The sequence below is a fragment of the Blautia sp. AF34-10 genome (assembly GCF_003477865.1).
GTDB classification, from domain to species: domain Bacteria; phylum Bacillota; class Clostridia; order Lachnospirales; family Lachnospiraceae; genus Fusicatenibacter; species Fusicatenibacter saccharivorans.
On the sequence record NZ_QUED01000005.1, the window covers coordinates 181,831 to 188,168 of the forward strand.

The window sequence follows — 6,338 nt, forward strand, 5'->3', positions numbered from 1 at the left end:
GATTTCCGTTATTTTTTGTAAAAGTAAACAAAAAATGACCAAAATTCATTTTTCACCATTTCAAATATTGACTAATAGTCATTTAAGTTGTAAGATGTGGTACTAGAAAAACAAGTTAAAAATGAATCAGAGGAGATGAATGAAAATGGTTAAAGTTGGCAAATGGATTGCCAAGCACAGGATTCTGATGCTGATCATTGGATTTCTGCTGATTATTCCGTCAGTCATCGGAATGGCAGCAACGAAAGTAAACTATGATCTGCTCAGCTATCTGCCGGAGCATCTGGAAACTGTAAAAGGACAGGACATTCTGGTAGATGAATACGGCATGGGTGCGTTCTCCATGGTTGTCGTGGAAAACATGGAAATGAAGGACGTACAGAAACTCGAAGAAAAATTCGAGCAGGTAAACCACGTAAAAGAAGTTTTATGGTATGACGATGTGGCAGACATCAGCGTGCCGGTTGAGATGATCCCGGAAAAACTCCGGAAAGCATTCTACAATGGGGATGCAACCATGATGCTCGTTCTGTTCGACAATACGACTTCTTCCGATGACTCCATGGAGGCAATCGAGGATCTTCGTAAAATTGCGAACGAGCAGTGCTTCATCGGCGGTATGACCGGTGTTGTTACCGATATCAAAAACGTAGCATTAAAAGAGCTGCCGGTTTACGTTGTCATCGCCGCAGTTTTGAGCCTCGTTGTCATCGAGCTGACATCGACTTCCTTCGTTGTTCCGATCCTGTTCCTGTTAAGTATCGGACTTGCAATCCTTTACAACCTGGGAAGCAACGTGTTCCTTGGTGAGACTTCCTACATCACAAAAGCGCTGACCGCCGTGCTGCAGCTTGGTGTTACGATGGACTACTCCATCTTCCTGCTGAACAGTTTCGAGGAGAATAAAAAGCGTTTCCCGGATGACAAAGAGCGTACGATGGGCCATGCAATCGCCAACACGTTCAAATCCGTAGCCGGAAGCTCCGTTACCACCGTAGCCGGTTTCCTGGCACTTTGCGTTATGACCTTTTCCCTTGGCCGCGACCTTGGTATTGTTATGGCAAAAGGCGTTCTGATCGGCGTTGTCTGCTGTGTTACCGTCCTGCCGGCCATGGTTCTGGTATTTGACAAGGCAATCGAGAAAACGAGACATAGACCGCTGGTAAAGAGTCTGGATAAACCATCCGTTTTTATCACCAAACATTATAAGGCGTGGGTTGTGATCTTCCTGATCCTGCTGTTCCCGTCGATCTACGGAAACAATCATACCCAGATTTACTACAACATTGCGCGTTCTCTTCCGGCTACCCTGGACTGCAACGTGGCAAATGATGAGGTAAAAGCGCAGTTTGACGTAAGCAACATGCATATTGTGATGATGGATCGCGATATGGATTCCAAACAGAAAAAGAAAATGATGGAGGAGATCGGCAACGTAAAAGGTGTCAAATCGACCATCAGCATGAGTTCCCTGCTTGGACCGACGATTCCGGAATCCATGATCCCGGAAAATCTCCGAAGCATGCTGCAGAGCGATGAGTATGAGCTTGCATTTGTGAGCTCTGAATATGAGTCCGCAACAGATGAAGTAAACGAACAGGTCAAAGCGATTGACAAAATCGTAAAATCCTACGATAAAGATGGAATGGTCATCGGTGAAGCACCGTTGATGAAAGACCTGCAGGATGTTACCGATGCTGACCTTGTCAACGTAAACGTGCTTTCCATTGGTGCAATCTTTATTATCATTCTGCTGATCTTCAAATCGATTTCTCTGCCGATTATTCTGGTAGCAGTCATCGAGTTTGCAATTATGCTGAATATGGCAATCCCGTATTATCAGGGAACCAGCCTTCCATTCGTGGCCAGCATCGTAATCGGAGCGATTCAGCTCGGTGCAACCGTGGACTACGCGATCCTGATGACAACCCGTTATCAGAAAGAGCGCCAGAATGGAAAAGACAAAAAAGAAGCTATCAGTATTGCGCATAAGACCAGTATGCCGTCCATCATCAGCAGTGGCCTGAGTTTCTTTGCCGCAACCTTCGGTGTAGCCTGCTACTCTCAGGTTGAGATGATCGGTTCCATCTGTACCCTGCTTGCGCGGGGCGCGATCATCAGTATGGTCGTTGTTATCCTGATTCTGCCGGCAATGTTTATGATTTTCGATAAACTGATCTGTAAGACATCGATTGGATTTTTAAAGAAGAAAACAAAATAAAGTATGACAAATCCCCTGTACCGGAAGTAGCTGGTGCGGGGGAATTTTTTTGCTTTGCGTTCAAATTTCTGATATGACGGATAAGATCCTGCCATAGATTGAAGACTGGCAGAACCGGCCACTGGACGAGGTCTATCCTATTCTCTACATCGATGCAATCCATTATTCTGTAAGGGATAATGGCGTGACCCGAAAGCTTGCTGCTTATCCAATGCGTCGTAAAACCCCTTGCTGTGGGGAGTGTCAAATGGAAGAAGTATACCGGAAAAGAAGAAGGATAATACGGAAAATCTGAAAAGATAAAAACTACTCTTTATGAAGCGTATTCTCATAGTGACAGATCACTGGATGATATCCTGGCGTTTATTGAAGGAAGAGATGATGATATTGACAGAAATACTCCGGGGAAAAATAAAAATCCCCGGAGTATTTTTACGTGTTTCTATCTAAAAGCACCATCAAAAATCATATCAGCAAATCTTACATTCCGGTCACTCACCGCACCAGACAATTCAAACATTCCTTTAGTACTATCTGTGACAATCAAAGTCAAGGTATTTTCATGAAAATAGAATTTCCATGTTTGTGAATGCCCGGTTTCCTGCCAGCATATAGTCAAAAGAAGGGTACTCTGGTCTACCCAACTGTGATGGGCAGCATATTTCCAAATACGGTTTCTCTGTTCGTCTCCAATAAGTGGGCTATTTGACGGAATTTCAATTGCATATGTGGTTTCTCCAAACAAATCAACAGTACAGGAACTGTGAATAGTCTGCATTTCATCGATTACAAACTCCATACGGCTGTTGCCAATTTCAAAGCGAAGAGTATGTTTTTCATCTGATGTACGACTGCGTAAATCAAATTCTTTTCCCTGAAGCATATGCATTAGATAAGAAGCACTCGGCGAATATACAACAGGAGTTTCCCACTGGTTCATTACGTTTTTCATGTATTGGTAACACCATGCATCACGAGGTTTCGGCTGCTCAGTTATGTTATTAAGGATATACTTTTCAATCAGAGGGAAAATTCTGCTTCCATCCGTTTCTTCAGCAGTAGTTGTAATAACCATATCCATTTTCGGAAATACCATACAATACTGGCCAAATGCTCCATCAGCACGATAGCTCCCCGGACTGTTCTCCCAAATTTGATATCCATAGTGGCGGCCCCATCCGGCACATCCCTGCACGTTTGTGGAAATGTGGGGGTATGATGCTCCGTAACCCATTCTTCCGTGAGAATGCGTATGCCATTGTAAACACCTTTATGTAAGTACAAAAGTCCCAGTTTTGTGAGATCACGTGGAGCAATCAAAAGCCCCCATGCTCCAGTGTTAACATCTCCATGTTTATCCCAACTGACATCTGTAATCTCCAGAGGATCAAATAGATGCGTCTGTAACCAATCTTTCAGGCACATGCCAGTCACACGCTGATAAGTTCTGACAGCATATAAGTTCCTCCGGAATTATAGACAAAATGAGTTCCTGGCTCATATACCATTTTTCTGGTAAAAAAGATTTCCGGCCAGGGTCTTATGCCATTGCACATATCTCCCACTGTATCCACGCCATGACCCGTACTCATAGTCAAAAGATGGCAAATTTTTATGGTACGGGCTGCATCATCCATGTCCAAATCTCGACATTCCGGAAAATAATCAAGAAGGAAATCATCTACCCGCAACAAACCTTCTTTTACCGCAATCCCTATAGCCGTGGATGTAAATGTTTTGCTTACGGAATATACCAATCTTTTATCAAGTGCACAAAACGGATATTTGGAAACTTCTGCTATTGCTTTATCATGGCGAACAATATGAAGAGTCCGCAATTTATAATTTATGTCATCACATTCTTTCAGAAACTGGGCAATAGCTACAGAGGAAATGCCTACATCTTCAGGAATATAAAATTTATTGAATAATTGTGTCATTAGAATTCTCTCCTTTATTGAGTATTTCTCAATTTTATAACTTCTTCATCTGCATTCATAAAGTTACTAATCAAAACTAACAAAATGCTACAGACCAAAGGAACGACTGCATATCCGCATCTTGCAGCAAACAGGGTGACAGAAGATTATGCAATGCCATTATTTGCAGCCTGAGCGTCATATTTACACAGAGACAAAGTGTGTGTCTGGTCAATGATAAAACCGCTTAAAAATTCTGTCACTGCGTTGATAATACGTCCGGCAGACATCATAAAAGCAATAAACGACATGGACAACAGCAGATTGTCGGTCAGATACAGTGTTAAAAAGAACCAAGAATACCACCCAGACAATTAGCTCCACAGCCAAAAAGTGCGTATCCAAACATTTGAGATTTTGCAATCTCTCCATTATTCTTATCTCTCATTGTGATAATCCTCCAAGATTATTTTAAGTTTTTTACGCGCGCTTTTACTTATCTGAAAGATATCATAGATAGTATATTGTAAGATATAGGAAAATTAACCTTTGAATTTAGTAATATTGACCAGTCATTTTTATAAATGATATGGGTGTCAAAACACTCGTTTTATAGTAACTCATTAACTAACGTACCTTGAAAATTTCATATAAGACAACAAATATTTCATATTAGTAGTGTTTTCCATTAACATACATTCAGATTCTTTGTTACTTTTTTAGCTGTTTGCTGAAAGTAAGGCGCACTGATCCAGACTGTCCAGATATGCTGACAGTTTCTTAAAATTCAATGCTGCAAGTTTAATTCCGAACCGAAGCTTTGTGGCTAAAAGTCCTCTGACCGGCATTGCCCTGTCTGCTTGATATAGCTGCAGCTTTTCGGGGCATTTCCGGCAGGACAGCTGATAACCCTGGTCCCTTCTTCTGTGAATAAGAAATTATTCATTCTTAGCAAAAGACATAGGATCACCTCACAAATAATCTGAGATCATTATACCATTTCCTGACATAAATTTGTTGTTTTGTATGAAATTTTCAAGGTTCGCACGGGTGTATCTTTTGACCCCCTAATCATAAAATGGATTTTTTGTTATCATTTTTCTATAATTTCCAGGGGTTTTCGAATAATATTTTTTAAACTGAGCGATAAAACTTCCCTCATCCGAAAAGCCCACCTCCTGAGCGATTTCAGAGATCCGTGTGTTTGTGTCCTTAAGCAATTGTTCTGCATGAATAACCCTGCACTGTGTCACATACTGATTAAATGTCATACCTGTATTTTTTTTGAATAAACGGCAAAAATATTCTTTGGAGAAGAAAAAACGTTCTGCTACTTCACTGGTCTTGAGATTGCTGCTGTAGTTTTCATGAACATAATTAAGAACATGTTCAAAACGCTGAAAACTTTCCGAACTTGTCGCTTCGAACTTTTCCCGTTTCATACAACATTCTGTTGCAAGAATATACACAATTTCACAAATTTGTTTGATTGCATAAATATTCATATATGCTGCATCTTGTGTTTTACATTTCTTATTCATTTCTTCAAGAAGTAACTGTATCTTCCGTTCTGCCATATTGTTAAGAATAAAGTAACAGTTATCATAATCTGGAATCACTTTTTTTAGAAAATCGTAGCTGATTTGTATCGTAACCCCTGTAACGCAGATCCCGCCCTGTGGAAAAAAAGGGATAGACGAATGGACTTCTCTGCTGTTTATCACAACAACATGTGAAGGCGTTACATCTTCAATTCTTCCATTTATAAAGAAGCGGGAAGAGCCTTCAAAAACCGTATTTATTTCCAACTCTGGATGCCAGTGACTTTTTATGATTGCACTGTCCGCCCGGGTATGGCGAATCAATCGTCCAGGAACGATTCCGTTTAGTTTTACTTTTTCATAAATTCCATAATCTTTCATTCGTTATACCTCCCTGTCTGGATTTCAATCAAATAGGAGAGAGTGATTATTTTCCGTCATCAATAAACGTAGTACGCATTTCTGTATCCCATAGAGATATGTGTAGTATTCTCATTGCGAGAACTCATGTAAAGTATATCAGATTAATTTAAAAATGTCTAATAAGTATGATATGGGTGTCAAAACACTCGTTTTATAGTAACTCATTAACTAACGTACCTTGAAAATTTCATATAAGACAACAAATATTTCATATTAGTAGTGTTTTCCATTAAC

Annotated in this window: 5 protein-coding genes and 1 pseudogene; 2 read left to right on the forward strand and 4 right to left on the reverse strand. The window is 40.5% G+C overall.

All coding sequences use genetic code 11. From position 1 onward, the window contains the following. Nucleotides 1–145: 145 nt before the first annotated feature. Nucleotides 146–2,221 carry an efflux RND transporter permease subunit gene (locus tag DWZ60_RS05030; protein WP_119221334.1) on the forward strand — a complete coding sequence of 692 codons (2,076 nt, stop codon included), beginning with the start codon at nucleotides 146–148 and terminating at the stop codon, nucleotides 2,219–2,221. Nucleotides 2,222–2,285: 64 nt separating this feature from the next. Beyond that, a pseudogene (locus DWZ60_RS05035) lies at nucleotides 2,286–2,429 on the forward strand (transposase); the annotation flags it as partial. 234 nt (nucleotides 2,430–2,663) lie between these two features. Here DWZ60_RS05035 and DWZ60_RS17110 read toward each other — a convergent pair. The 4 genes from DWZ60_RS17110 to DWZ60_RS05060 all read right to left on the reverse strand — a co-directional run bounded on the left by DWZ60_RS17110 (nucleotide 2,664) and on the right by DWZ60_RS05060 (nucleotide 6,062). Beyond that, a complete protein-coding gene (locus tag DWZ60_RS17110; protein WP_147397721.1) occupies nucleotides 2,664–3,455 on the reverse strand; it encodes a hypothetical protein in 792 nt (263 codons plus the stop codon). 196 nt (nucleotides 3,456–3,651) lie between these two features. Continuing rightward, the gene (locus DWZ60_RS05050) at nucleotides 3,652–4,161 is read right to left on the reverse strand and encodes a serine hydrolase domain-containing protein (protein WP_119221337.1); all 510 of its coding nucleotides are present in this window, start codon (nucleotides 4,159–4,161) and stop codon (nucleotides 3,652–3,654) included. A gap of 146 nt (nucleotides 4,162–4,307) precedes the next feature. Further along, complete coding sequence (locus tag DWZ60_RS21095; RefSeq protein ID WP_147397722.1) at nucleotides 4,308–4,451, reverse strand: hypothetical protein; 144 nt, start codon at nucleotides 4,449–4,451, stop codon at nucleotides 4,308–4,310. Between the two features lie 756 nt (nucleotides 4,452–5,207). Beyond that, nucleotides 5,208–6,062: an AraC family transcriptional regulator gene (locus tag DWZ60_RS05060; protein ID WP_117510987.1), complete on the reverse strand. Its 855-nt coding sequence runs from the start codon at nucleotides 6,060–6,062 to the stop codon at nucleotides 5,208–5,210. Nucleotides 6,063–6,338 lie beyond the last annotated feature (276 nt).